The organism is Psychrobacter sp. ER1, assembly GCF_048631835.1.
In the GTDB taxonomy this organism is placed as follows: Bacteria; Pseudomonadota; Gammaproteobacteria; order Pseudomonadales; family Moraxellaceae; genus Psychrobacter.
In genome coordinates, this window is the sequence record NZ_CP184640.1 from 2,773,900 (window position 1) to 2,796,780 (window position 22,881).

The window sequence follows — 22,881 nt, forward strand, 5'->3', positions numbered from 1 at the left end:
GTGTTCATAGTTATTATCGTTATCATAGTTATCAAAGCTATCGGAGCTAACCATGTACCGACCTATACACCGCGTTGTACGTCAACTGGCATTAGGATTATCTGTGTTCGGTAGTATTTATCTGCTAGCAGGCTGTGCAACACTCTCTAAGCAAGAATGTCTCATCGGTGACTGGCAAGCTATCGGCTATAACGATGGCGTGGCAGGTTACCATTCCGACCGCTTAGCATCTCATACAAAAGCCTGTGCCAAAGCTAGCGTCGCGCCTGACTATCAGGCATGGGAACGCGGTCGTAAACTTGGTCTGCAACAGTACTGCACCATCAATAATGCCTATAACATTGGTAGACGTGGTCGTCAGTTGAACAATGTTTGTCCAATTGCTATGGCTAATACATTGCAAACGGCCAATCAAAAGGTCTAGATCATTACGCCTTAGACAGTCAATTAGACAAAGACAATCGCCTCTTAGATACTTACCAATCAGAATTCGATAAGCTAGAAAATGGTGACATGCTAGATTTTGCTAATGAAAAAGAAGCCCGTGCACGGCTACTATCTCTATCTGATGAAATTCGTGATACCAAACGCCGTATCCGAACAACACAGCAGCAATTGGATTCATTGAACCAGTCCAGTAATTTTTACGAATGACTGTAATACGAAGCTATCTCAATGCAAGTTTTACGTTCTAAGGCACGCCCTAACTCTGAAAATGGTACTTGATAACTATGGATAAGAAAATCATCAATACGGCAAGTACTCCAACTGACAAACCTGACTTTCAGTCATCGAATGCTCAATCATCGAACGCTTATCAGCGTCATGGACGTACCACTGCTATCGATGACCATAGTGATTTGCAGGTTTTAAAACGCATTAAGCGTTATCTATTACCAAAAGACTTTACGATCTCACCTGCTCTGCTAAATGAGATAGTGGCAGGTTATGATATTGGCGATCCGATTGCAGACGCGCTAGCCGCTCAAAGCATAAAATTTGCGAAGCCTTTACAGCATACTATTCTTGGCGATAATTCAAATCATAATCCTGCGAACAATGGCCTTGTAAACAAGGACCTTGCAACCAATTCATCATTTAAAGCGCTCACTGAGCAATTTAGCAGCCATCCTGATTGGTTCGACCCAAAGCTTGCTCAGATAGGTGCGGTTGCCTATCGGCGCTATCCATTGATGCTCATTTGGCTACTGCGTAATGTTGCTCTAATGGCTGGCTATAGCATTCCTGCCCTCTCGCTACCGCTCATTCAGACGGGCGCACTGATGCATGATGCGCTACCGCGACTGATGCGTACTTATGCCTATATCTTGGCTGTGTCTGAACATCCCTCGTCTAATATGAGTGCAGTTAATCAAAATAAACCTATCGAGCAAGTATTGGCTATTGGCTCTGAAGGCTGGCGACAATCGGTCCAAGTACGTCAGATACATACCTTGGTACGGCAAAACTTACTCAAAGGTAAAGGCAATGCTGCTACAGGCCTGATACCAAACGCCGAGCAACATCATAACCCTGACGGTAGTTGGAATACTGACTATTGGGGCATCCCTATCAATCAAACCGATATGATTGCCACCCATTTGCAGTTCTCGTTACTGATTATGCGCGGTCTAAGATTGCTAGGCGCACGTATTAGTACAGAAGAAGCTGAAGGTATCCTGCATCTATGGAATCTTGCCAGTTATTGGATGGGGTTGATCTAGATCGTCTGCCAAAAGATGAGGCCGCGTGTTGGGAATGGCTCTATACCTATCTATCGATACAGCAGCTAGACTTTAAGATGGGTCAGCCATTGGCAAAAGCATTGCATGATCTGCCGCGTCAGCTCATGGGTGAAGACAATCGCCGTGGACGTTTTGTCGAAATGGTTAATGCGAGTGTCACTCGCACTTTGGTTGGTGATGATATAGGCGATGGTCTGGACTTACCAAAGTCAAAGATACGCTTTGGTGTGTTGTCTTCAGTACCGATTCTTTTTGCGCTCGATACTGCACGGCAGCATAATGCATCCGTTGCTCATAAGTTAGAAGCATTCCGTGCCAAGCGCCAAGACAATATGAACTGGTGGCTAAAAAGAACGATGACTATTATAAGTAGATGACCATATTCATTCCACTATAAAAGCATTACTGCGTTAACCTCGCTTGAAGTATCACAGTTACATCTACACTCGGTTGCCTTGTACTACTTTTAAATTGCATCGACTATATTATAAGTAGATGACATTTATCAGCGTTTGTTTTCTACGCGGTAATACCATTCGAGCTGTCGATCAAACCCTGTTTCTAATAGGTTAGCAATTACCCGTCCTGTTAGTCCCCAAACCGTCTCACCATCGACCTGCCAGCTCGGCGTCAGTATGGTAGCCATTTGTTCTTGCATCTTATACTCAATTTCATACTCTACCGTTGGCTGAGTGACTAACGACTCTAAGTCTGCCCAAAAGATACGTGATATTTCTCCCGCTTCAGGTACGAGTACCAAGCCAGGAGCGATGAGTGCCACGATTGGGCGTACGCTCATACCACTTTTTGAAGTTTGGATCGGTAGCTGACCAAGCAACTGGACTTTATTGGGTGGTAGTGCTGTTTCTTCGCAGGCTTCACGCAATGCGGTAACGACATTATTGCCATCGCCTCGATCATGTTTACCACCCACACAAGACACTTCACCCGCATGACTGTTCATGTGGGCGGCGCGGCGTGTTAATAATAGTTTAGGTCTGCGCTCATGAGTAATAGCGACCAGTATTGATGCATCGGCAATCGGTGTCTGATATAAGCTGTCCAAAATACGCGTACTTTGTGAGGTGTTGCCACTCTCGTACATCGCTGGACTCGTCAGCGCGTTCAATGTCTCGTGCTGTACTCGTTCAGCTAATTGACGAAGCGTCGGATGACGAATAAAAGTAGGTACAGCAACTGACAGGTTATCGAAGCTTACAGCCTCCGGTGGGAATAACATTATAATTGCCCTATATTTTTATCGTTATTAAGCGGTATCACCAGCATCTTTCTTATTTTCTATTATTAAAATCGCGACTAGTAAATAAAACCAACAATCTATTTATTGTTCTCGGCCACGCGACTTGTCAGCGGCTTTGATATCAATAATTACTGAACACTCACTAGACTAGCGCAATATAATAGTGGCTGCATGCTATTTATGTGACTGATTCATTGCTTATCAATGCTCAATAACGGCCCTATTAACTAATAATAGTCAGCCTATCTGTGAAATGATGCGTTACTGTTATCGTGATTCTGTCCGTCGATAATATGTGCTATCTTAAGACGATAGCTGCTCTTTAGAATAATATCTTATATAGTCGATCTTATATAAGTCAGGTACGTTTAAGTTAGGTTTATCGTCAGGTTCACTCAGTTTACTGCTTGTGGTACTTGTCTCACCGTCCTTATGTCTAACTTATCTCGAAACGATGACAGCAGCACTTCAGAATGTAGGTCTTATAACCTATAAAAAACATCATACACAATAACTTTTATAACAAGGTAGTTGATATGCGCTATTGCCTCCAATGCGGTCATGAAGCAGAACGAAAAATCCCACCTACGGACAATATGCCGCGTTTGGTATGCCCCAATTGCCACTATATCCACTACGAAAACCCAAAAGTTATCTGTGGCTCGCTGGTGGTACATGAAAATAGAGTACTACTCTGCCGCCGTGCCATTGAGCCACAATATGGGCTATGGACGATACCTGCAGGTTTTATGGAAAACGGCGAAACCATGGCTGAAGGCGCAGCACGCGAGAGCTACGAAGAAGCTGATGCCATCGTACTGAATCCGCATCTATACTGCGTTTATGACTTACCAGATATTGGGCAGATCTACTCTATCTATCTAGCCGATCTAAAAGATGGCGCGTATGGTATTGGCTCAGAAAGTCTCGACTGTGCACTGTTTAGCGAAGAAGATATCCCATGGGATACACTGGCGTTTGAAGCCATTCGCCGTACTTTAAAAAGCTACTTTGCTGATCGTAAGCAGTATAACGAGTTGACAGAATTTCCGATTCATCAGGATAAAATTGGCAAAGATTTGAGTATCAAACGATATTAGTCAATTACCTAACTGCAAAAAGCCAAGCATGATGCTTGGCTTTTTTGTGCTTAACTTTTAATCAAAAACAAACCTAATAGTCTTAGCTCTTAATTCTACAAACCTCAAAGCCTAGACCTTTTACTGCCTCTTCTTTGTCATAAGGCGCTAGCACTGCACGTACATGCTTTTGACCTTGTAGATATTGCTTGGCAACGCGCTGCAAATCAGTAACCGTGACGGCTAATATCGACGCACGCATTTTACGCTGCCAGTCGACACCGCGATGATGTAGATTTGCAAAGCAGGCTTTGATTGCTTCGCCTGCAGGAGAGCCCGGCTTATCCATACCTGAAATAATACCTAAGATAGCTTCTTCCAATTGCTCATCAGTCTGTGGCTCGTTTAATAGCCAATCGATACTGGCATCAAAGTGAGCAAAGGTTTCAGCGCACTGTGGATCACGATAGCTAAAGAACTTAAAGGCACAAGCGTTGGCATCGTAACCTGCGCCGCCGCCATAGGCACCGCCGCGCTCACGAATAGCACTGTGCAAATAGCCATTACGTAAGTAAGGCGCTAATACCATGAGTGCAGCGGTATCAGGATGGTCAGCAGCAGGTACGGTATACGCACTGGCGTTATGATAGACGTTGGTTGGTACTAGCCATGCTAAATCTGCAACATCAAGCGCTACCCCGTTTTCTAATGCTTTGACTGTATCAGTCGCACCATTTAACGCAGTATCTAATTGCAGGTTTGCAAACTCACTTGGAATATTTGCTACTGCGTTCGTTAAATCATTAGAAGCGGTCGTCGCTTGGCTATCTTTCCAGCTATCGACGATTAAGCTACTCAAGCGTTCGGTTTGCTCTGCTTCACAGATAATAACGGCATGCTTAGGCAAACTGATCAGACGTTGATGTAAGTCCATCAAGCTCGTAGCCAGTTGATCCCACTGAGCATCATCTGTACTAGCATATGCTAAGAAGTCTTTAAGTGCGTTCAATGCTGGTAGGCCGCTGCGCACATATTCCAACTGCGCTTGGCGACTCATGCCACGACTAGCCGTTTGCATCGCATAAGAATGCCCTGAGCCCGCTAGGTTTGACTGCCAACCCGCTTGACGCTGCTGCAAAATTTCTTTGATACGGTCATGCTCAGAGAAGATACTGTGCTCCATGACTTCTTTGAGCAAATCAATTGCTTCAGGCTTGCGATTTAGCGCACGCGTTGCCACGACAAAGTAGCTGCTAATCGCTTGGCTATCATCGACGTTGGTACGTTGGCTGATACGTGCGGTCACACCAGAAGAATGCGCGGCCTGCTTGGCTTGCATCTCATGAGCGCTAAGTGAGTCAGTACCTAGCTCAGATAATAGACTTAAATAAATAGGCAACAATGGATGATTAATCACATCATTAACTGGTAGCGCATCTGCGCTCGCATTACCAATTGCTTCAGTGAGTGGGACAATCACTTGATAGTAATAAATGCCATTAGTGCCAGCTTCATACTCAAATAGCGTGCTGTCTTGCCCGCTCAAACGCACCTGCTTTTGGGTGCCTTCTTTAAAGCTGATATCTGTTGGTACGTCTTCTAGACCCACTTTTGGTAATAAGCTTAAATCATCTGGCGCAGCTTGACGTGCAGCCAAATCTAAGGCTTGTTGCTTTAAAATAGCTTTGTCATCAGCAGTCAAATCCATCGCGATAGTATCCAAACGAGTCTGCTCAGCTGCTGCCAAACGGGCTGTTTTTTCGCTATCAGGGGTCATCGTTACGCGTACGCGATGCTGATTATCCAATAAATGCGTTTTAATCAAGTTCGGTAGCCACTGTGGATCGACGACTTGCTCGCGTAGCCACTGTAGGTGCTCGTCTACTTCCCAAACATCGATAGGATTGCCATCATGAATAGCGGTACTAAAGCCCTCTAGCATAAGGTTTAGACCATAAGGAATGCTATCGCCGCCAATGTGACGCTGATCAATCTCAATCTGATGCAGAATGGTTTCGATTGTCTCATCATCAACTGGTGAATTGGCCACTTCGGTCAGCAAGTCAATGATGCCCTGCTCTACTGCTTCGGCATGTTCAGGGTTAGAACCGCGCAGTCCCGTATAAAAGACCATCTCATAATGACTGTCATCGAGTCCCAATAGCGGACTTGGCGCTTTACCCAGCGGATGACTGTCAAGATAGGCACGCAATGGCGAACCTGCATGCTCAATCAGCACGCCCTCTAATAGACGCAATGCCAAACGCTGCTTAGGATCGGTAATCGATGGTAGTAACCAAGCAACCACGTGATGCGTCTGATCTGGGCCGGCTTCGTCAGCAGTATAAGTATCAACCGCGCTGATTGGCGCAGACAAACGCTGTTCTGGACGCGATACATGCTTTTTGCCTGCTTCAAATTGAATCAAAGCATCTTCGTGTATTTTCGCTTGCGTCTCAGCAACAGGGATATTACCGAAGCTCATAATGACACTGTTTGACGGATGATAATGGCTCTGGTGAAACTCTGTCAGCTCAGTGTGTGTCAAGTCAGGGATATCAGCAGGATCGCCGCCTGAATTATAATGATAGGTCGTCGTTGGGAATAGATGATGAGCAACCGTATGATATAGCTGATCAATCTCGCCACTCATCGCACCTTTCATTTCATTAAAAACGATACCTTTAAACTGCGGCTTATCATTTTCATCAAGCTCTACGCGAATGCCTTCTTGGGCAAAATCGAGCGGATGGATATTTGGGAAAAACGACGCATCCAGATAGACAGCAAGCAAATTAAAATAGTCATTTTTGTTCTGTGTCGCATACGGATAGGCCGTCCAATCAGCGGCGGTCATCGCATTCATAAACGTGTTTAATGAGCGTTTAATCATCGAAAAGAACGGATCACGTACTGGGAACTTATTCGAACCACATAAAGCCACGTGCTCTAAGACATGCGCCTCGCCTTTTGAATCCATTGGCTGGGTGCGAAAACCGACCAAAAACGCATTTTCATCACTTGGGTGTGCCAGATGATAATGCATCGCTCCTGTTTTTACATGCTGACTGATCAGCACATCCATCGATAGCGCCTCAATATGGCGATGCTCAATCAGCTCAAATGCTGGATGCAAGGTTAAATCAGCAGTAAATGGCGTGTCCGTCATAGTTATCCTTATCGCTTATTATGCGTATAGTGCCCTGACTGTCAGGGAAAATAGAGTAATAAATTGGCTAAAAAAGAGTTGGCTTAGCGCTATTAGTGGGGCTGCGACATGGATAAGTCAAGGCAACAGCCATGCAATAATCCACCACATAATCTACGCGGCTATCAACTTTAACTATTAATCCCTTATAGTTACAAATTCATCAATATCCACAATTTTATTATGGATTTATCACTTAACAAAGACAGCCTGCGCTGCTACTATAAAGTTAACTATTAACAGGAGTGGAGTACTTTATGAGCTACCAACACGTTTTACTGGTCACTGACTTGCTGTCTGATGCGGACAAAGTGGCGCTAAAAGCCAAACGTATTCTCGCAGGCTCTCTTGAAGCCAGACTGTCTGTCTTGCATATAGTCAAGGATGACATGGTGCGCTTTGGTTATGAGCTCGTGCCTGCCTCTAGCCTCTCGGGTGATGTCGATAGTGAAAAGTGGCAAGAAGCACGGGCTAAGCTGGCACAATTTTTGGCACGTAACGAGCTAGAAGCGATCAACTCTGAGGTCACTGCTGCCATCTCTAATAGCAAAGGTATTATTAATTACTGCCGTGAAAAAGACGTCGACTTACTTATCATTGGACGTCATGAGCGCCATGGTATCGCTGCTTGGTTGGTTGGAGCCACTGCCGATAGTATCTTGCCAAATGTCCCTTGCGACAGCTTAGTGGTGAAGCTTGATCAGCCTGTCTTGGAATAATTGGCATTGCTCCAATCTGCTGCTAAAGACGACAAGCTTTACTTAACAGCGCCCTAGAGTAGTGCTATAGTAAATACTATCTGACATGAGGAAGACGCTATGAGTTACGAACATATTTTACTGGTCACCGACTTACTCTCTGATGCAGATATAGTCGCCCAAAAGGCCAAGCGCATCGTCGAAAACCGTCCAGGCTCTAAGCTATCTGTTTTACATATTGTCAAAGACACCATGGTTGGCTTCGGCTATGAGCTGGTGCCTGCCTCTAGCCTATACGATGAGATTGATGATGAACGCTGCCAAGAAGCACGTGCAAAGCTGGCGCAATTCCTTGAACGCAATCAGCTAAATGCAGCAACGTCAGAAGTCACGACTGCCATCTCTAGCAGTGAAGGTATCGTTAGCTACTGCCATAAACACGATGTCGATTTATTGGTCATCGGTCGTCATAAGCGTACGGGTATAGCTGCATGGATCAGTGGTGCAACTGCGGATAATATCTTGCCCAATGTACCTTGCGATAGCTTTGTAGTGAGACTGGACAAGCCTGTTTCAGCATAACAATATGCTTTGATTGTCTTATATTATCTAAAGCATATCTCAAAAAAAGCGCAGCGTAACTTTTAACGCTGCGCTTTTTTATGGTTAATAGGTTTTAGGTTAATCCAAACTCATTGCTTAACCCTGTTGAATAATATCTATAAAGGTTTGCCAAATGGGGCTCTGGTGACGGGCTTTATGCCAGACTAGCCACCATGTCCTTGATAAATCAATTCCCGCCACGTTCACTTGTACCAACGTCCCTGTCGAGAGTTCCGTCTCAATCACATGCTGCGATAGACAACCAAGACCAATATCTGCACTCACCATGTGCTTGATGGCCTCGGATTGATGTATCGCCTTCACCACTTCTGCATTAGGTAGATACTTAAGCAATTGCTCATCGATAATCTGCCGTGTGCCTGACCCTGCCTCGCGCACCAGTAACGGCAACTGCGCTAGCTGATTGATACTTAGCTGATAGCAGTCCTTATCTTCGCTATAGGTAGCTATACCCTTTAGCCACTTGCTATCGCGCTTGGCAAATATCACTAGCGTATCGGTACGCCATTCACGCTGCTCAATGGCTTTCATATCTACCGGACGCGGCATTCCTTCTACCAGCGCGATATCGATATTGAGTTGCTCAACTTCGCTCACTACCTCTTGCGTATTGGCAATATACATATCGACATTGGCATCGGGCAGCGCCTCATATAGCTTGCCAAGCAAAGATGGCAGCACGTAATTACCAATAGTGGTACTAGCACCGATATGAATCTGCCCTGCTTGATACTGATGATAATGCTCAAGCGTGAGCGACTGACCCAAGATAGCCTGTGCTTGTATATAAATCGGATGGGCATTGGGGTGTTGATTAAGCCTGCGACCGACGCGCTCAAATAGCGGCATCTGTAGTCTAGATTCAAGCTCAGTCAGCGCGCTACTGACCGCTGACTGTGATAAATGCAGCTCCTCACTGGCGCGACTGGTGCTACCTGTCTGATAAATACTGACAAAAACAGCAAGCTGCTTAAGTGTAATCTTTGGCACTGTCTGCACAGATTTTTTCATGATATCGATAATACCTTATGTCAGTTTTTGCGCTGTTTTATTCGTGATGTTTGTCTTTTTGCTGCTCATGCGCGGTATATCGACTTCTATTATAAATTTTAACCTAAAAAATCGATAGTTTATATCTTATTAATCTGTTTTTATTATAAATGCAGCAGGCATATACTGTCTATTCATAAGCTTATGCTTATCTTAATATCAGTGATAGGATGCCGCGTCATGTACACACTCGTCCAATCAGTCAGCAACTCCGTTCATAACTATACCCCTAATCACCGTCACTTAGCGGGATTGGTAGTCGTTCTGATTGGTAGTTTATTTTGCTTATGGTTGGATAGTAGTTTGGATATCTGGTCAAACGGACGTATCGTTGGACTATCCTCTTTAACGTTAGCGATTTTGCTAGGCATGATCTTGGGCAATACCGTCTATCCTAAATTCGCTGAACGTTTAAACGGCGGCGTTTGCTTTGCCAAGGGTCAGATATTGCGACTTGCGATTATGTTTTATGGGTTTAAGCTGACCATAACACAAGTTGCGAGCGTCGGTATGCCAGCGATTATGACTGACGCACTGGTACTAACATCGACCTTTATGCTGACCTATTGGTTAGGTACTAGATGGTTAAAAGTCGATAAAGAAACGGTGATCTTGATTGGCTCAGGGGCAAGTATTTGCGGTGCTGCTGCTGTCATTGCTGCAGAGCCAGTCGTCAACGCGCAAGCTCATAAAGTCACTATCGCCGTTGCAACTGTGGTGGTTTTTGGCACTATCGCAATGCTACTTTATCCTTTTTTATATCATCTTGGTTGGTTACAGCCTTGGCTCAGCGCCCAGCAGTACGGCATGTACACTGGCTCAACCGTTCATGAAGTGGCGCAAGTCGTAGTCGCAGGTAATGCAATCAATACTGAGATTGGCGATACTGCGGTCGTGACCAAGATGATACGCGTTATGATGCTTGCACCTTTCCTGCTTGTGTTATCGTTTGCGCTAACCAAAGATCGTACCGTAGATAGCGCAGCTGTAGAAGAAGATAATAAAAACGAGACAGCATCATTTATGACTCGTGTTAAACAAGTTAAAGTGCCATGGTTTGCGTTTATTTTTATTGGCATTGTGTTGATACATACATGGGTGCCGATGTCTGAGAGTATCGTACGCAGTATGGTGATGCTAGATGATGTATTACTTACGATGGCTATGTTTGCATTAGGTTTGACCACGCATCTAAGTGCGATCAAACAAGCTGGCGTTAGACCGCTTATCTTAGGTGCTATTATGTTTGGTTGGTTAATACTGGGCGGTGGTCTAATTAATATCGGCATTAGCTTTATGTAGTAATCCGAATTTTGAGTTTTAGCTTCTTACTTCACTGCATAATATAAAAGGCTTCCAACTATTTATAGTCAGAGGCCCTTTTGTATCTGTTATTCGGTCTAATATAACTGGCTAAAACTTTTAATCTTGGACTAGTACTAGCTTTAATACCAGTACCTTAAATATCAACCTCTTAAATACCAATCTTTTAAGTACTAATGCTTTGAACACTAAATCTCTAAATACCAAATCACAGACGAAAAAAACGAACCCGAAGGTTCGCTTTTCTACATCTATTCATCTATCTGTCTATAAAGACAAATTAGATAGCAACGATGTTATGTGCTTGTGGGCCTTTTTGGCCTTGAGTTACAGTGAACTCAACTTCTTGGCCTTCAGCCAAAGTTTTGAAACCTGAACCAGTGATTTCGCTGTAATGAGCAAAAACGTCTGCGCCAGTTTCTGGAGCGATAAAACCAAAGCCTTTAGCTTCGTTGAACCACTTAACTGTACCTTTTTGAACGTCTGACATAGTATAATCCTACTTTTAAATTTATTAATGGTCTAGTGACCGGTAACGCTTGCAAATAGCTACTGAACGATAAATATTAAAACGAAGGATTATAACTAATACTACGAGGTAATGATTTGGTGCAGAACTGCTCTTAAGCTTGGGCGTATTATAAGGGGTACATCCCAGTATCGCAAGTCTTATCTCATATTTCGTGTAACCAGAGCCGTTTATTGACCGATTTTGGCGCAAATTGCAACGGATTTAGGCATTTGGTAAACGGAACAAATATATCGCTACCCCACTACAGACAGTGGCTACCGCCCATGCCATCCACATCATATCAGCAGGCAAACGATAAAATAACATAATTGTCGATGCTGCCATCATAACCGTCGCTAAACACTTGGCATAAAGCGGAACGGCATGATTCTCTTCCCAATCACGGACGAATTTACCAAAGTATTTATGATTAATCAGCCAAAAATGAAAGCGTCGAGAACTGCGTGCCCAGCAACCTGCTGCTAGCAAGATAAAAGGCGCTGTGGGCATCACTGGCAGCAATATACCGATAATCCCTAAGATAAAAAACAACCAACCAAGCGTCACAAAGGTCCAACGCAGCATTGGGCTGTTGGATTGATCAGTCTTAGGTCGGTAATAGAACGCTTTTTATTGTCGGTCATATAAGTTGTCGGTCGTGTAAGTTGTCAGTTATGCCAAGTGTCGATTGTTTAGAGTAGCGCCTATTATATAAGCAGCGGCATAGAAGGCTAATCATGCAATATCGCCCGTCTGCGCACAAGACTATTTATATAAGGTTTTTGCTATTGATAGGTATGTTTGGTTAGTAATTGGGTAAGTACCAATAATAAATGCTGCACTCTTCTATTAACACGTCGCTAAAAATAACTATCAGTAGCTGTGGTAAACAACAGCTATCATAAAGAGCGGTTAACGAACATCAGTCATTACTTGCCATCGTCATTCCCGATACGCTTGCATCCCATCTTGTAAGTCGTCTATGATGATGCAGTAACTATCGATAATAGCCATTCGCAGTACGGATTCATTAGCAGTACTGATCAAAAATAATGCAATAACAATCAATCTTGTCGGGGTGCTTTGATTTAACGCTGTAGACACAGCCCACATCATCGCTGAGACACACCCGTGAACCTGAAGCAGTTAGCACTGACGTAGGAAACAAGCGTGACACGCCCTCAGAGGTCTATAAATAAGAGCAGTCTATAGATGACGTACTGATAGTGTTGACCATATCAAATACCGAGCATCTGACAGTTAGCATCGAGACTTCACTTTTCTTATTTGGCCTTTCTTGTTTTACTTAATCGTATCAGTCTGATTGTTTTCTATACTTAAAAGGGAACAACCATGCAGCCGACCACCAAACTTACTCTGACCCTCGAATGGTTTTTAAACCCTGATCATCTGCCCTTTATCGCTGGTGTGACCACGGGCGCATATGAGCAAGCAGGGCTTGATATCACTATTATCGAGCCAGATGATCACTATGATGGCTTTGCCGAACTACAGAACCAGAGCATCGATTTGCATGTCAATGAGCCTATCCATCTATTTGAGCATTACGCGCCTAACTTGCGGGCGCTGGGCTGCTTTTTGAGACCGATGGCGGCATATTAATGCAGCGCGCTAGTATGGATAAGCTCAAAAACAATCAGCCTATCTGCATTTGCACCCCTGCCGCTGAAGAAAAAACCAATCGTATTGGCTTTGAGATATTAACGCGCTATGCAAAGAAAAATGGCTTTAGTATCAGCCGTGATAATGTGACCTTTGTACAAAAAGACTTTTATCATATAAAAAACTTGCAAGAAGACCCAAGACTAGATGGTGCATGGCTGTGCTTTTATAATTTTGAAGGTGTTGAGGCGACTCATGAAGGGTTAGACTTTACGTTTATCGATCAGCATCTGTCACCTTACCCTAACTTTTCGGCGTTAGAAATTCTCACGACGGATGAGATCTATAGCGCGAAAAAGATGCGATAGATACCTTTATTCAAGTAACTAACCAGATGACAGAACTGTGCAAAAACGAGCCAGAGACTGCTCACCGTATGTATTATGACTATAGTAAAACCGAAGCAGATACACTAATGGATGCGATTATTGATAATACGTTGGGCAGATTGATCACACCAATCACACCTAATGCAAATAAATGGCAAGAACTGCGTGAGATGCTAGCCGAGATCGATATCGTGACGTTAACTGATGAGCAGTATCAATCGCTGTGGACGCTATAGAGATTTTAGAAGTTAAGATATTTTGAATAGTAGAAAACCGCCACAGCAAACACTATGGCGGTTTTTTATGTATTGATAGTAGAATAACAAGATTACTACTGCACGATACCAAGCTGCTTGGCTTCTTTGAGCCAACTTGGGAACTCTTCTAGCATGTTTTCGTACAAAGCTTCTTCGCTGATATCATCCAAGTCATCGAGTTCAAAAAAGTCGCAATTATCAATCACGCGTCCTGTCATGTCGTCTAGCTTTTTTAGGATGCCATAACCACGACCACCCAAGCCCACAAACTGCCAAAATATCGGTAATTTTGCCGCATCCGTCATGACTCTAGTGATGCCGCGATTGTCATTCACCCCGCCATCACTGATAAATAGCACATAGATAGGCACATCCAAGCCGTCCTTTTGATAAAACTCCGTCACGGCTTTCATGACCTCTGCTTCGTTATTAACGCGTGGACCAAGTGCCCATTTGCGCCAGCCGCCATGAGCGCTGTCAATAAAACCGTCATAGTTGCTCAGCCCAATCTCGCCTAAATACTGCGGATCTCGGGCAAACGCCCAGCAGTCTAGCGCTTGGTCGTCATCGAAGCTCACTGCCAATGGCAATAAGCGGTTGACCACCTCTTGCACGCGGCCTTTTTGTACTGTCTGTTCATTGATCCTGAGGCATCTAACACCAACGCTACCTTTGCGGTTAATTGCTGCAACTGGCGTTTCTCAAGCGATATGGTGGCTTTTTTGGCCAGATTAACCAACTTGGGCGCTTTGTCTAGCATGACTTTTTCTAGCGATGGTTTTGTTTGAACTGGCGCTACGGTCGGCTCGAGTACTTGTGGGCTACTCTCTTCTACGTCACCACCGAAATGCTGCACGATGGCGGCCAGTCCACCATTAAAGCCTTGCGCGACGTTAGATACTCGCCACACGCCACTCTTACGATACAGCTGCATCAGCATACTGGCTTGCTGCTGGGCAAAGTCTGCTGCTTGATATTCTGCCTGCGCCTTTTGTGATTGCTGCCAAATGCCAATCTCAAGCGATTGAATTTGATTCAGCGGCGTGTCGGCTGATAACACAAAAACAAGCTGTCTATATTAGTAGCCAGTTTGGATAAATGAACTTCAAACTCGGCTTGGATGCCCTTATTCGCCGTTGGCTGCGACTCGTAATGGGTGAGCTTGATTTGCCCGCACGGTGAGGTTGGCTGATTATAAAACACCATGTAATCATCATTGATCAGTTTGCCCGCTGCGTCTAAGGCAAAGCAGCTGATGTCCATCTCTATTGGGCTTTGGCGGGTGAACTTGAGCGTGATTGGTACGGTATCATCAATAGCAAGGTTGCTTAAAGGTAAGCGTTGTCCGACGGTGAGATGGTTCATGGTGTTCCTTACGTTAAATTATTATTCCTTTAGAAATAATAGACTAATTGCTGATATTAAAAACCGCTAAAGCATGAGCTGGAGCGGTTTTTTAATGCGAATAAGTTAAAAATCAATCCTAGACATTGAAAGTGAATTCTATTTTTTACTCTATAACTTTTGAAAATAATACTTCATTATAATAATAATCTGCTAATGAAACAGAACGTTCAACAATTTTATTTTTATTCCATGAATAATCAAACTCATTAGCGAAATTCTGAGTTAAAGCAAAATTAGATTTTTCATAAATAACTATCTTATCAGGTACAGGTAAATCACCTGCTTCTTGATTTAAAGCATTCCCTAATGGTAACAAATTCCCAATTTTCCCTACTATATCTTTCGCTATTAATTTAGATTTTTGAGGCTCTATATGTTCTAAGGTAAATTTTTCAGGAGCAAACTCCCTATACTCATATCGCGTACATTCAATTCTCATAAAAATATACTGAATTAACTTTTTATCACCTTCCTTTTTTGATAGAAATGAAAGATCGCTAAAGTTACTAATGAAAGTACTTTTGTCTGGTAGCTTATCTCTAAGTTGTTGCTGTAGTTCATTTAAAATTTTCTTAGAGTTTGTTTTAGATTCTGACCTGAATAAATCTCTCGCAGTTTTAGAGTATATCTGATCTAATCCTGAAGCTCGTTGGGAGCAAACAGCATTGAAGACAAAATGAAAGTCTTCTATCACTCTTAGAGTATTGACGAAATCCTTATGTTTTACCAGTTTCTTTTGTTTCAAGTGAAATAGAGATAATAATAATGGTTTGTGCTGACTTACTTTGAATATATTAAGAGCAATCAGTGCATTATATATATCCAAATCCTCTTGTTGGGGAAAGTCCTCTTTATGAGGATAAGATATAATTTTATATACTTTACAGTCCTCATATAAATCAAGTAAAAAACTCTTTGCATCAAAAGTTTGAACACTCAGTTCCCTTTTGAAATTTTTATACAAAGAGTCTTTACTAGCATTAGAATATCTAGAAATCCACCAATGTCTCACATAACTCTCAAGGTTTCCTGTACTAGATGAAGCTCTATCATTCATTTCTTTAACTATTTTATTCCACTTCGTCCTTGCATCATCATCAGGGTGGACTGTTTTAAGATTTTTAAACAACGTATTTTTAATTAAGTCTACAGAACTTAAGTCCATACCTCTAGCATTTAAAGTCTCAAAAATAGTGTAAGCCTCTTCTTCCTCTTGCACTGTAATATAAATGACCTTCAAATAATTTAGAACCTCCTCTCTAACTGCAGATAATGCCTTAGAGTACATTTCCTTATTCATTACATCTAATTGAAAAACTTCTTTTAACTTATCATTACTTAAAAGATTCATAAATTCAGAAAAATTTTCTTGTAAGTTCTTTTCCTCATCTGTTTCTGCTGAACTATTATTCATTTCTTCAATGTGTTGAATTTCATTTTGAAAAAAGGTTTTGGATTTTCATTTTCTAGTTTAAAGTAAGTCTCTCCTTCATCATCTGATCCAACCATATATGTATTATATATTGCCTCAGCTTTTTTTCTTTCATCAATCTTAATAAAACTTCTGCAAATGGCTGATAGTAAAATTGTAAGAGTTGTGAGCCGTTGCTGTCCGTCAACTATCAATAGGCTCGATTTCTTATCATCTCCTACAAGAACTATTGTTCCAATGAAATATTCAGAATGAGAAAATTCTGACTCAGAACAACTAATATTACTAACTATGTCTTCCCATAGCTCTCTTACCTCGGTTCTTTTCCAAGAATAAGGTCTTTGAAATCTTGGAACAATATATTTCTTTTTCACTGAAAATAGATCCGATATAGTTCTAGTATATGCATGTAATTGCATGAATTATTGTTCCTTTAATTTTTGAGTAACTTAGCACTTTTTGTTCAATTAAAACAGGCTGTTGATTTAGTAGAATCAACGCTATTTAAGATAATAGCATACAAATATTTAGTACTTATCAGAATTAATAGTTGGTTAGAGACTAACCAGTAGACAATAAAAAACGCCATCACAATTATGACAGCGTTTTTTATTACTATAGATATTTACGCTTTATTTACAACGCTTTTAACTGCTCCATCTGCGCTGTCATCGCCGTCAACTGCCCTTCTAGCTCAGCCAGTTTCGCCTTCTCAGCATCGACTACTTCCGCAGGGGCTTTACTGACAAAGCCTTCATTACCGAGCTTACGGGCGATACCTTCTGCTTGGCCTTTCAACTTATCATATGACTTACCTAAACGTGCCAGCTCAGCCGTTGGATCTATTAGACCTTTCATCGGTACGAGTACCCGTAGCTGACCGACCATACTTGATGATGACAGTGGCACATCGTCGCCTTCTTTGACAATCTCTAAGCTCTCAACTTTGGCAAGCGCTTTGAACTGGTTTTTGATACGAGATAGACGCGCTTCTTCATCGACAGAGACATTTTGTAGTAGCACTGGCAGACGTACCGCATTACCCAGTTTCATCTCACCACGGATGTTACGGACGCTGGCGATTAGCTCTTGTAGCCACGCCATATCGGCTTCGGTCTGCTCGCTAATTTGGCTGGCATCGGTCTGTGGATAGTTAGCGACCACGATGCTGTCGGTGTTTTTACGACCCAGTAGCGGCGCGATGGTCTGCCAGATTTGCTCAGTCAGATACGGCATGATTGGGTGCGTGAAGCGTAGCGCTGTCTCGAGCACGTGCAGCAGCACATAGCGGATTTGCGCTTTGCGCGTATCCGTCACCGAGTCATCATTTAGGCTGGCTTTGGCAAGCTCCACGTACCAATCACAGTACTCGTTCCAGATAAATTCATAGATATCTTGGCTGACCATATCGAGACGATACTGGGCGAAATGCTGATGAATGTCTTTGATACTAGAATTCAGACGACTCATGATCCATTTTTCTGGTAATTCCCATACGTCAGGGTTCGCCGTTTGGTCGATAGGCTTGGCATTGCTGTCACCATCGACACAGTTCATGAGGACAAAACGGCTGGCGTTCCAGATTTTATTACAGAAGTTACGATAGCCCTCGACACGCTTGAGATCAAAGTTGATATCGCGACCCGTACTGGCTAATGAGGTAAAGGTAAAGCGCAGTGCATCGGTACCATAAGCTGGGATGCCTTCTGGGAATTCTTTGCGCGTTTGCTTCTCAATCTTGGCCGCGTCTTTTGGGTTCATCATGTTGCTGGTGCGTTTCTCTACCAACGCTTCTAGCTCAATACCGTCGATGAGATCGATCGGATCTAAGACGTTACCTTTTGATTTTGACATTTTTTGACCATTGCCATCACGTACCAGACCATGCACATAGACGGTCTTAAACGGTACTTGCGGCGTGCCGTCTTCGTTTTTCACGAAGTGCATGGTCATCATGATCATGCGGGCCACCCAAAAGAAGATAATATCAAAACCTGTCACCAGCACGCTGGTTGGGTGAAAGGTGTCCATCACGCGTGGATCGGCGTTGACGTCTGCCCAGTCAAGCGTACTGAACGTCCATAGACCCGAGCTGAACCACGTATCGAGTACATCGTCGTCTTGGCGCAGTTTGACATCGTCGCTTAGGTTATATTTAGTGCGTACTTCCGCTTCATCGCGGGCGACATAGATTTCACCTGTCGCATCGTCATACCATGCAGGGATACGATGACCCCACCACAGCTGACGACTGATACACCAGTCTTGCAGATCGGTCATCCATGCCATATACATGTTTTTGTACTGCGCAGGGACGAACTCAATGCTGCCGTCTTCTACTGCGTCAATCGCAGGCTTGGCAAGCTCTTTAACTGCGACATACCACTGATCGGTCAACCATGGCTCAACGATCGTACCGCCACGCTCAGCGCGCGGGGCTTTTAGTGCGTAGTCCTCGATATCTTCTAGCCAGCCCTGCTCGCCTGCTTGCTCAACAAGGAACTTACGCGCAGCAAAACGCTCAAGTCCTGCGTACTCACTAGGCGTAGTCTCTAACTCTGGCTCACGTGTTTGCAAGTCAGGATAAACTTCCATCGCTGGCAAGATATTAGCGCGCTCATCAAGGATATTGATCAATGGCAAGCTATGGCGACGACCCAATTCATAATCGTTGAAATCGTGCGCTGGAGTAATTTTGACACAACCTGTACCGAAGTCTTTTTCGACATAGTCATCAGCGACGATAGGCACGACACGACCAGTAATTGGTAAAGTAATGGTTTTGCCGACTAAGTGTGCATAACGCTCATCGCTAGGATTGACGGCGACAGCAGTATCACCAAGCAATGTCTCAGGACGCGTGGTTGCGACGACGAGATAGTTTTTACCATCTTGAGTGGTTAGCTCTGCATCCGTGAAATGATAGCGGAAATGCCACAAGCTACCTTTTTCATCATGGTTTTCTACTTCTAAATCAGACAGCGCAGTTTGGAACTTAGGATCCCAGTTGACCAAACGCTTACCACGATAGATAAGTCCATCGTCAAACAGGCGTACGAACACTTCTTTACCGCATTGGACAGACCATCATCCATGGTAAAGCGCTCACGCGACCAGTCAACCGAGCTGCCCAAACGGCGAATTTGGCTAGTGATATTGCCGCCTGACTCTTCTTTCCATTCCCATACTTTATCGATGAAATCTGCACGTGTCATATCACGGCGCTTGATACCTTGCGCTTCTAATCGACGCTCAACGACCATCTGGGTGGCGATACCCGCATGATCCGTACCTGGCTGCCACAGCGTATTGTCGCCATCCATGCGGTGATAACGGGTGAGCGCATCCATAATAGCGTTGTTAAAACCATGACCCATGTGTAGCGAGCCCGTGACGTTTGGCGGTGGCAGCGCAATAGAAAACGACTCGTCTTTATCAAAAGTCGGCTGAAAATAACCGCTTTCTTCCCAGCCTTGATACATGCCTGCTTCAACTTCCGCAGGATTATAGGCACTCTCTAATTGGCTTAGCGCCGCTTGGATCGACTGGGTCAGATTGGTTTTCGCATTGCTATCAATGCTGGTATCGGTATTAGGATTGCTCATAATAGGGTTATCTTATTGTTGATAATGAATGTGGTCAAAATGAGATAGCGCACAACGCTATAAAAACAGGAAAAATAGTTGATAGTGTGATTTTAACGCAGATAGGCAGATTTTGTTAGATGGTAAGACAATTTATAAAGCCTGAAGGCGATTTATTACCTAAATTGTTAATCAATTAACAACAGCAATCCGAAGAATGGGAAATATAATAGAGATTACTTATGCAGCAAAATCATTAGCCTATAACCAGCGAGCTAACCGTGTCCCAAGATACCGAGCATGACCATGATTCTCAGGCTAATCGACCAAACGATGAGCGTACAAATGCGAGTACCACTACTCCTGTGCCTGAAGGTGACGATACGCTAGAAAAAGCAGCAGCCCCTCCAAAGACGATGAGGTAAATAAGGACGTAGACGACACTACAGATAGTGACGTAGATGAAACTACAGACAACGACGCAGACAAACCTATCAAAGCCACTGAAGACTTAGAAAATGACGACTTGCCAGAAGAAATCAGCGACGAAGACAAAGAAACCATTAAAAAGGTTGCCAGTGATGACAATCTAAGCCAAGCAAAAAGCTACGCCAGCATCTTAGTCGAGCAAGTTATCCATGCAAAAGAAACCTTTGAGCGTTCACTTGGCTCGCTATTTACCAGTGCCTTTACGGCTGGGTTAGAGATTGGCATAAGCTTTTTTATGATTTTATCAGCGTTTGCTCTATTCAATGACGTGATACCAAGTCGCTATGCGATGGTGCTGTCGTCACTGCTGTATCCGATCGGCTTTATTATCGTGGTGATTGGTCAATCGTTATTATTTACAGAGCAGACTTCCCTCTTGAGCTTGCCTGTCTTAAATAAAATTGAGCCGCTGCACAAACTGCTGCGGCTATGGGGCATTGTCATCGCTGGTAATATCGTTGGCGGTTGTATCTTTGCAGCGTTAATGATTGGTCTGGGGCTACATATGCACTTGTTTACAGACCATGCCATCGATGTCTATGCCGAGCATATCTTAGGTTTTGAGTGGTGGGTTATCTTTGGTAGCGCGGTACTGGCAGGTTGGATGATGGGCGTGGCCGCATGGCTGGTGACCTCTGCACGGGATACGCTTAGCCGTATCGTACTGGTGACGCTCATCACTGGTAGTATTGGGTTTTTAGGCTTGCATCATAGTATCGTGGGTAATATTGAGGTGTTTTCTGCCTTACTGTATGGCAATACCGTCAGTCTTTGGCGTTATTTGGTGTTTTTAGTCGTGGTATTGGTGGGTAATACGGTAGGCGGTGTGGTGTTTGTCGCGGTACTCAAAAACCGTACGTTCTTATTTGAAATTGAAAAAGTCAAAGAGCAAGCTGCCGAAGCAAGAGCGAAAATGGACAGACGAAGATTCTAGACTTGAGCTAAATTGGTTTGAGCTAAACTGGTTTGAGTTAGAACTAACACTAAACACAAAAGCCCATAACCAGCTTCATTATAAAAAGCGGATTATGGGCTTTTTTATCGCATCATACACTGTTGGTTTTTGCCAAGTACTGTCTCAACTGCGCAACAATGCGTTACTACGGTTATCTTAAACCTCTTACATTCTACGTGCTGCCAATACGCTGTTTTCTATCTCGGTTCTTTTGGCTTTATTGTGCTGGGCAGTAAATACTCTGACCATGATACCAGCGGTCAAGAACATGATTAGCGTATAAATGGCTGGCGTCATCGACATCTTATAGTTAGCCAATAGCGTCAGTGCCATAAACATTGAAAGCGTACTGTTTTGTAGGCCGACTTCCATAGTAATCGAGCGTCTTTGTGCAGGATTTAGACCGAACCATTTACTGGTGTAATAACCAAGCGCCATCGTCGATACGTTCAATATCAATGCCACAGGGCCAGTAGCGATTAACGCTTCAACGATAATGTCTCGTTGCACATAACTTAAGAAAAGTACCAAGAAGCTCAAGAATATCACGCCAAAACGAGACACCATTACCTGTCCCTTATCTGCCGCATTAGGCGCATAGCGTTTGATCAACATACCAATACTGACGGGTAAGATAGTCAGAGCGATTAGGCTGATCATGGTCTTGACTACTGGCAACTGAAACTCACTACCAGCACCCATGAAGTATACGAGCGAAAAACTGAGGACAATAGGAATGGTAAATACGGTAATGACACTGGCAATAGCGGTCATGGTGACCGAAAGTGCGACGTCACCTTTGGCTAAATAGGTAAATAGATTCGATGTCGTGCCACCAGGACACAGTACTAGCAACATAACCCCAACGGCATACTCTGGCTCGAGAGACATGGTGGTTGCCAAAGCAAAACCTACGAGCGGTAAAAATATTAGCTGATTGGTCAAGCCTATGGCGACTGCTTTAGGGTATTTGACGACTCTCTTAAAATCATTGGTAACTAAGGACAATCCCATTCCCATCATAATCAAAAAGATACTAATGGGAATGACTTTTGCATTTATAAACGTGACTAACTCAACACCTTCCATAACTACATCCTTGTAGATAGAGCCCTTACACGGGCAGGTTTATGACAACCTCGTCATGCTCAATCAGCCAATCCTGCTGATATCTTGGGTAAAAGCCACCGACGTTGTCAGCTCTTTATATGACACTTTTTCATACAGTCGTGTTTTTTAAACCGAC

The 22,881-nt window shown here is 43.5% G+C and carries 24 protein-coding genes, 1 pseudogene and 1 riboswitch; of the genes and pseudogenes, 13 read left to right on the forward strand and 12 right to left on the reverse strand.

Features of this window, described 5'->3' with window-relative positions:
* Window positions 1-52 precede the first annotated feature (52 nt).
* The 4 genes from ACOBWA_RS12915 (at window position 53) to ACOBWA_RS12930 (ending at window position 2,122) form a co-directional block, all read left to right on the forward strand.
* Window positions 53-424: a DUF2799 domain-containing protein gene (locus tag ACOBWA_RS12915; RefSeq protein ID WP_420229582.1), complete on the forward strand. Its 372-nt coding sequence runs from the start codon at window positions 53-55 to the stop codon at window positions 422-424.
* An 89-nt stretch (window positions 425-513) separates the two neighbouring features.
* Window positions 514-654: a hypothetical protein gene (locus ACOBWA_RS12920; RefSeq protein WP_420229583.1), complete on the forward strand. Its 141-nt coding sequence runs from the start codon at window positions 514-516 to the stop codon at window positions 652-654.
* Window positions 655-731: 77 nt separating this feature from the next.
* The gene (locus ACOBWA_RS12925) at window positions 732-1,724 is read left to right on the forward strand and encodes an oxygenase MpaB family protein (RefSeq protein ID WP_420229584.1); all 993 of its coding nucleotides are present in this window, start codon (window positions 732-734) and stop codon (window positions 1,722-1,724) included.
* On the forward strand, window positions 1,688-2,122 hold the full coding sequence (locus tag ACOBWA_RS12930; RefSeq protein WP_420229585.1) for a hypothetical protein: 435 nt from the start codon (window positions 1,688-1,690) through the stop codon (window positions 2,120-2,122). The genes ACOBWA_RS12925 and ACOBWA_RS12930 overlap by 37 nt, the downstream gene beginning before the upstream one ends.
* 128 nt (window positions 2,123-2,250) lie before the next feature.
* On the opposite strand, the gene ACOBWA_RS12935 is transcribed toward ACOBWA_RS12930, so the two are convergent.
* Window positions 2,251-2,985: an NUDIX hydrolase gene (locus tag ACOBWA_RS12935; RefSeq protein ID WP_101206042.1), complete on the reverse strand. Its 735-nt coding sequence runs from the start codon at window positions 2,983-2,985 to the stop codon at window positions 2,251-2,253.
* Window positions 2,986-3,542: 557 nt separating this feature from the next.
* On the opposite strand from ACOBWA_RS12935, the gene ACOBWA_RS12940 reads away from it, so the two are divergent.
* A complete protein-coding gene (locus ACOBWA_RS12940; protein ID WP_420229586.1) occupies window positions 3,543-4,106 on the forward strand; it encodes an NUDIX hydrolase in 564 nt (187 codons plus the stop codon).
* Between the two features lie 82 nt (window positions 4,107-4,188).
* Here ACOBWA_RS12940 and ACOBWA_RS12945 read toward each other — a convergent pair whose 3' ends face one another.
* A complete protein-coding gene (locus ACOBWA_RS12945) occupies window positions 4,189-7,254 on the reverse strand; it encodes an insulinase family protein (RefSeq protein WP_420229587.1) in 3,066 nt (1,021 codons plus the stop codon).
* 296 nt (window positions 7,255-7,550) lie between these two features.
* Between ACOBWA_RS12945 and ACOBWA_RS12950 the strand changes: the two genes are divergently transcribed.
* Entirely contained in the window at window positions 7,551-8,012 is a 462-nt protein-coding gene (locus tag ACOBWA_RS12950) for a universal stress protein (RefSeq protein WP_420229588.1), read from the forward strand.
* Window positions 8,013-8,111: 99 nt separating this feature from the next.
* On the forward strand, window positions 8,112-8,573 hold the full coding sequence (locus tag ACOBWA_RS12955) for a universal stress protein (protein ID WP_057761630.1): 462 nt from the start codon (window positions 8,112-8,114) through the stop codon (window positions 8,571-8,573).
* A gap of 117 nt (window positions 8,574-8,690) precedes the next feature.
* Here ACOBWA_RS12955 and ACOBWA_RS12960 read toward each other — a convergent pair whose 3' ends face one another.
* Window positions 8,691-9,626: a LysR substrate-binding domain-containing protein gene (locus ACOBWA_RS12960; RefSeq protein WP_420229589.1), complete on the reverse strand. Its 936-nt coding sequence runs from the start codon at window positions 9,624-9,626 to the stop codon at window positions 8,691-8,693.
* A gap of 219 nt (window positions 9,627-9,845) precedes the next feature.
* Here ACOBWA_RS12960 and ACOBWA_RS12965 point away from each other — a divergent pair, with 219 nt between their 5' ends.
* Entirely contained in the window at window positions 9,846-10,967 is a 1,122-nt protein-coding gene (locus ACOBWA_RS12965) for a YeiH family protein (RefSeq protein ID WP_420229590.1), read from the forward strand.
* 301 nt (window positions 10,968-11,268) lie between these two features.
* On the opposite strand, the gene ACOBWA_RS12970 is transcribed toward ACOBWA_RS12965, so the two are convergent.
* Window positions 11,269-11,478: a cold-shock protein gene (locus ACOBWA_RS12970; RefSeq protein ID WP_045453470.1), complete on the reverse strand. Its 210-nt coding sequence runs from the start codon at window positions 11,476-11,478 to the stop codon at window positions 11,269-11,271.
* A 243-nt stretch (window positions 11,479-11,721) separates the two neighbouring features.
* Complete coding sequence (locus ACOBWA_RS12975; protein ID WP_420229591.1) at window positions 11,722-12,084, reverse strand: YbaN family protein; 363 nt, start codon at window positions 12,082-12,084, stop codon at window positions 11,722-11,724.
* Window positions 12,085-12,563: 479 nt separating this feature from the next.
* A riboswitch (TPP riboswitch) is annotated at window positions 12,564-12,680 on the forward strand.
* A 172-nt stretch (window positions 12,681-12,852) separates the two neighbouring features.
* Between ACOBWA_RS12975 and ACOBWA_RS12980 the strand changes: the two genes are divergently transcribed.
* From ACOBWA_RS12980 to ACOBWA_RS12990, 3 genes are read left to right on the forward strand one after another with little or no spacing between them, the layout of a single operon-like run.
* Window positions 12,853-13,122: an ABC transporter substrate-binding protein gene (locus tag ACOBWA_RS12980; RefSeq protein WP_420229592.1), complete on the forward strand. Its 270-nt coding sequence runs from the start codon at window positions 12,853-12,855 to the stop codon at window positions 13,120-13,122.
* On the forward strand, window positions 13,122-13,490 hold the full coding sequence (locus tag ACOBWA_RS12985; protein WP_420229593.1) for an ABC transporter substrate-binding protein: 369 nt from the start codon (window positions 13,122-13,124) through the stop codon (window positions 13,488-13,490). The genes ACOBWA_RS12980 and ACOBWA_RS12985 overlap by 1 nt, the downstream gene beginning before the upstream one ends.
* Before the next feature lie 26 nt (window positions 13,491-13,516).
* Window positions 13,517-13,747 carry a hypothetical protein gene (locus tag ACOBWA_RS12990; RefSeq protein ID WP_420229594.1) on the forward strand — a complete coding sequence of 77 codons (231 nt, stop codon included), beginning with the start codon at window positions 13,517-13,519 and terminating at the stop codon, window positions 13,745-13,747.
* 95 nt (window positions 13,748-13,842) lie between these two features.
* Here the strand turns inward: ACOBWA_RS12990 and ACOBWA_RS12995 are convergent, their stop codons facing one another.
* From ACOBWA_RS12995 to ACOBWA_RS13020, 6 genes and pseudogenes are all read right to left on the reverse strand, one after another.
* Window positions 13,843-14,373, reverse strand: a complete 531-nt coding sequence (locus ACOBWA_RS12995) for a VWA domain-containing protein (RefSeq protein WP_420229595.1) — start codon at window positions 14,371-14,373, stop codon at window positions 13,843-13,845.
* Entirely contained in the window at window positions 14,343-14,828 is a 486-nt protein-coding gene (locus ACOBWA_RS13000) for a TerD family protein (protein WP_420229596.1), read from the reverse strand. The genes ACOBWA_RS12995 and ACOBWA_RS13000 overlap by 31 nt, the downstream gene beginning before the upstream one ends.
* A complete protein-coding gene (locus tag ACOBWA_RS13005) occupies window positions 14,804-15,133 on the reverse strand; it encodes a TerD family protein (protein ID WP_420229597.1) in 330 nt (109 codons plus the stop codon). Before ACOBWA_RS13005 ends, ACOBWA_RS13000 begins: the two co-directional genes overlap by 25 nt.
* Window positions 15,134-15,278: 145 nt before the next feature.
* Window positions 15,279-16,589 carry a DUF262 domain-containing protein gene (locus ACOBWA_RS13010; RefSeq protein ID WP_420229598.1) on the reverse strand — a complete coding sequence of 437 codons (1,311 nt, stop codon included), beginning with the start codon at window positions 16,587-16,589 and terminating at the stop codon, window positions 15,279-15,281.
* Window positions 16,586-17,026: a DUF262 domain-containing protein gene (locus tag ACOBWA_RS13015; RefSeq protein ID WP_420229599.1), complete on the reverse strand. Its 441-nt coding sequence runs from the start codon at window positions 17,024-17,026 to the stop codon at window positions 16,586-16,588. Before ACOBWA_RS13015 ends, ACOBWA_RS13010 begins: the two co-directional genes overlap by 4 nt.
* A 217-nt stretch (window positions 17,027-17,243) precedes the next feature.
* Window positions 17,244-20,161 (reverse strand): annotated as a pseudogene (locus ACOBWA_RS13020) (valine--tRNA ligase).
* A gap of 311 nt (window positions 20,162-20,472) precedes the next feature.
* Between ACOBWA_RS13020 and ACOBWA_RS13025 the strand changes: the two are divergent.
* Together ACOBWA_RS13025 and ACOBWA_RS13030 are read left to right on the forward strand one after the other, a co-directional pair.
* Window positions 20,473-20,616 (forward strand): hypothetical protein, encoded by a 144-nt coding sequence (locus ACOBWA_RS13025; protein WP_420229600.1) that lies wholly within the window; start codon window positions 20,473-20,475, stop codon window positions 20,614-20,616.
* 101 nt (window positions 20,617-20,717) lie between these two features.
* Window positions 20,718-21,614 carry a formate/nitrite transporter family protein gene (locus tag ACOBWA_RS13030; RefSeq protein WP_420229601.1) on the forward strand — a complete coding sequence of 299 codons (897 nt, stop codon included), beginning with the start codon at window positions 20,718-20,720 and terminating at the stop codon, window positions 21,612-21,614.
* Between the two features lie 186 nt (window positions 21,615-21,800).
* Here the strand turns inward: ACOBWA_RS13030 and ACOBWA_RS13035 are convergent, their stop codons facing one another.
* Window positions 21,801-22,724, reverse strand: a complete 924-nt coding sequence (locus ACOBWA_RS13035; RefSeq protein WP_179799341.1) for a bile acid:sodium symporter family protein — start codon at window positions 22,722-22,724, stop codon at window positions 21,801-21,803.
* Window positions 22,725-22,881 lie beyond the last annotated feature (157 nt).

Coding starts and splice junctions, on each gene's coding strand:
- ACOBWA_RS12915 (WP_420229582.1), top strand. CDS start 53: ATGTACCGACCTATACACCGCGTTGTACGTCAACTGGCATTAGGATTA.
- ACOBWA_RS12975 (WP_420229591.1), bottom strand. CDS start 12,084: ATGCTGCGTTGGACCTTTGTGACGCTTGGTTGGTTGTTTTTTATCTTA.
- ACOBWA_RS12950 (WP_420229588.1), top strand. CDS start 7,551: ATGAGCTACCAACACGTTTTACTGGTCACTGACTTGCTGTCTGATGCG.
- ACOBWA_RS12920 (WP_420229583.1), top strand. CDS start 514: ATGCTAGATTTTGCTAATGAAAAAGAAGCCCGTGCACGGCTACTATCT.
- ACOBWA_RS12935 (WP_101206042.1), bottom strand. CDS start 2,985: ATGTTATTCCCACCGGAGGCTGTAAGCTTCGATAACCTGTCAGTTGCT.
- ACOBWA_RS12955 (WP_057761630.1), top strand. CDS start 8,112: ATGAGTTACGAACATATTTTACTGGTCACCGACTTACTCTCTGATGCA.
- ACOBWA_RS12940 (WP_420229586.1), top strand. CDS start 3,543: ATGCGCTATTGCCTCCAATGCGGTCATGAAGCAGAACGAAAAATCCCA.
- ACOBWA_RS12970 (WP_045453470.1), bottom strand. CDS start 11,478: ATGTCAGACGTTCAAAAAGGTACAGTTAAGTGGTTCAACGAAGCTAAA.
- ACOBWA_RS13005 (WP_420229597.1), bottom strand. CDS start 15,133: ATGAACCATCTCACCGTCGGACAACGCTTACCTTTAAGCAACCTTGCT.
- ACOBWA_RS12980 (WP_420229592.1), top strand. CDS start 12,853: ATGCAGCCGACCACCAAACTTACTCTGACCCTCGAATGGTTTTTAAAC.
- ACOBWA_RS12925 (WP_420229584.1), top strand. CDS start 732: ATGGATAAGAAAATCATCAATACGGCAAGTACTCCAACTGACAAACCT.
- ACOBWA_RS13010 (WP_420229598.1), bottom strand. CDS start 16,589: ATGAATAATAGTTCAGCAGAAACAGATGAGGAAAAGAACTTACAAGAA.
- ACOBWA_RS12945 (WP_420229587.1), bottom strand. CDS start 7,254: ATGACGGACACGCCATTTACTGCTGATTTAACCTTGCATCCAGCATTT.
- ACOBWA_RS13035 (WP_179799341.1), bottom strand. CDS start 22,724: ATGGAAGGTGTTGAGTTAGTCACGTTTATAAATGCAAAAGTCATTCCC.
- ACOBWA_RS12985 (WP_420229593.1), top strand. CDS start 13,122: ATGCAGCGCGCTAGTATGGATAAGCTCAAAAACAATCAGCCTATCTGC.
- ACOBWA_RS13015 (WP_420229599.1), bottom strand. CDS start 17,026: ATGCAATTACATGCATATACTAGAACTATATCGGATCTATTTTCAGTG.
- ACOBWA_RS12930 (WP_420229585.1), top strand. CDS start 1,688: ATGGAATCTTGCCAGTTATTGGATGGGGTTGATCTAGATCGTCTGCCA.
- ACOBWA_RS12965 (WP_420229590.1), top strand. CDS start 9,846: ATGTACACACTCGTCCAATCAGTCAGCAACTCCGTTCATAACTATACC.
- ACOBWA_RS12960 (WP_420229589.1), bottom strand. CDS start 9,626: ATGAAAAAATCTGTGCAGACAGTGCCAAAGATTACACTTAAGCAGCTT.
- ACOBWA_RS12990 (WP_420229594.1), top strand. CDS start 13,517: ATGACAGAACTGTGCAAAAACGAGCCAGAGACTGCTCACCGTATGTAT.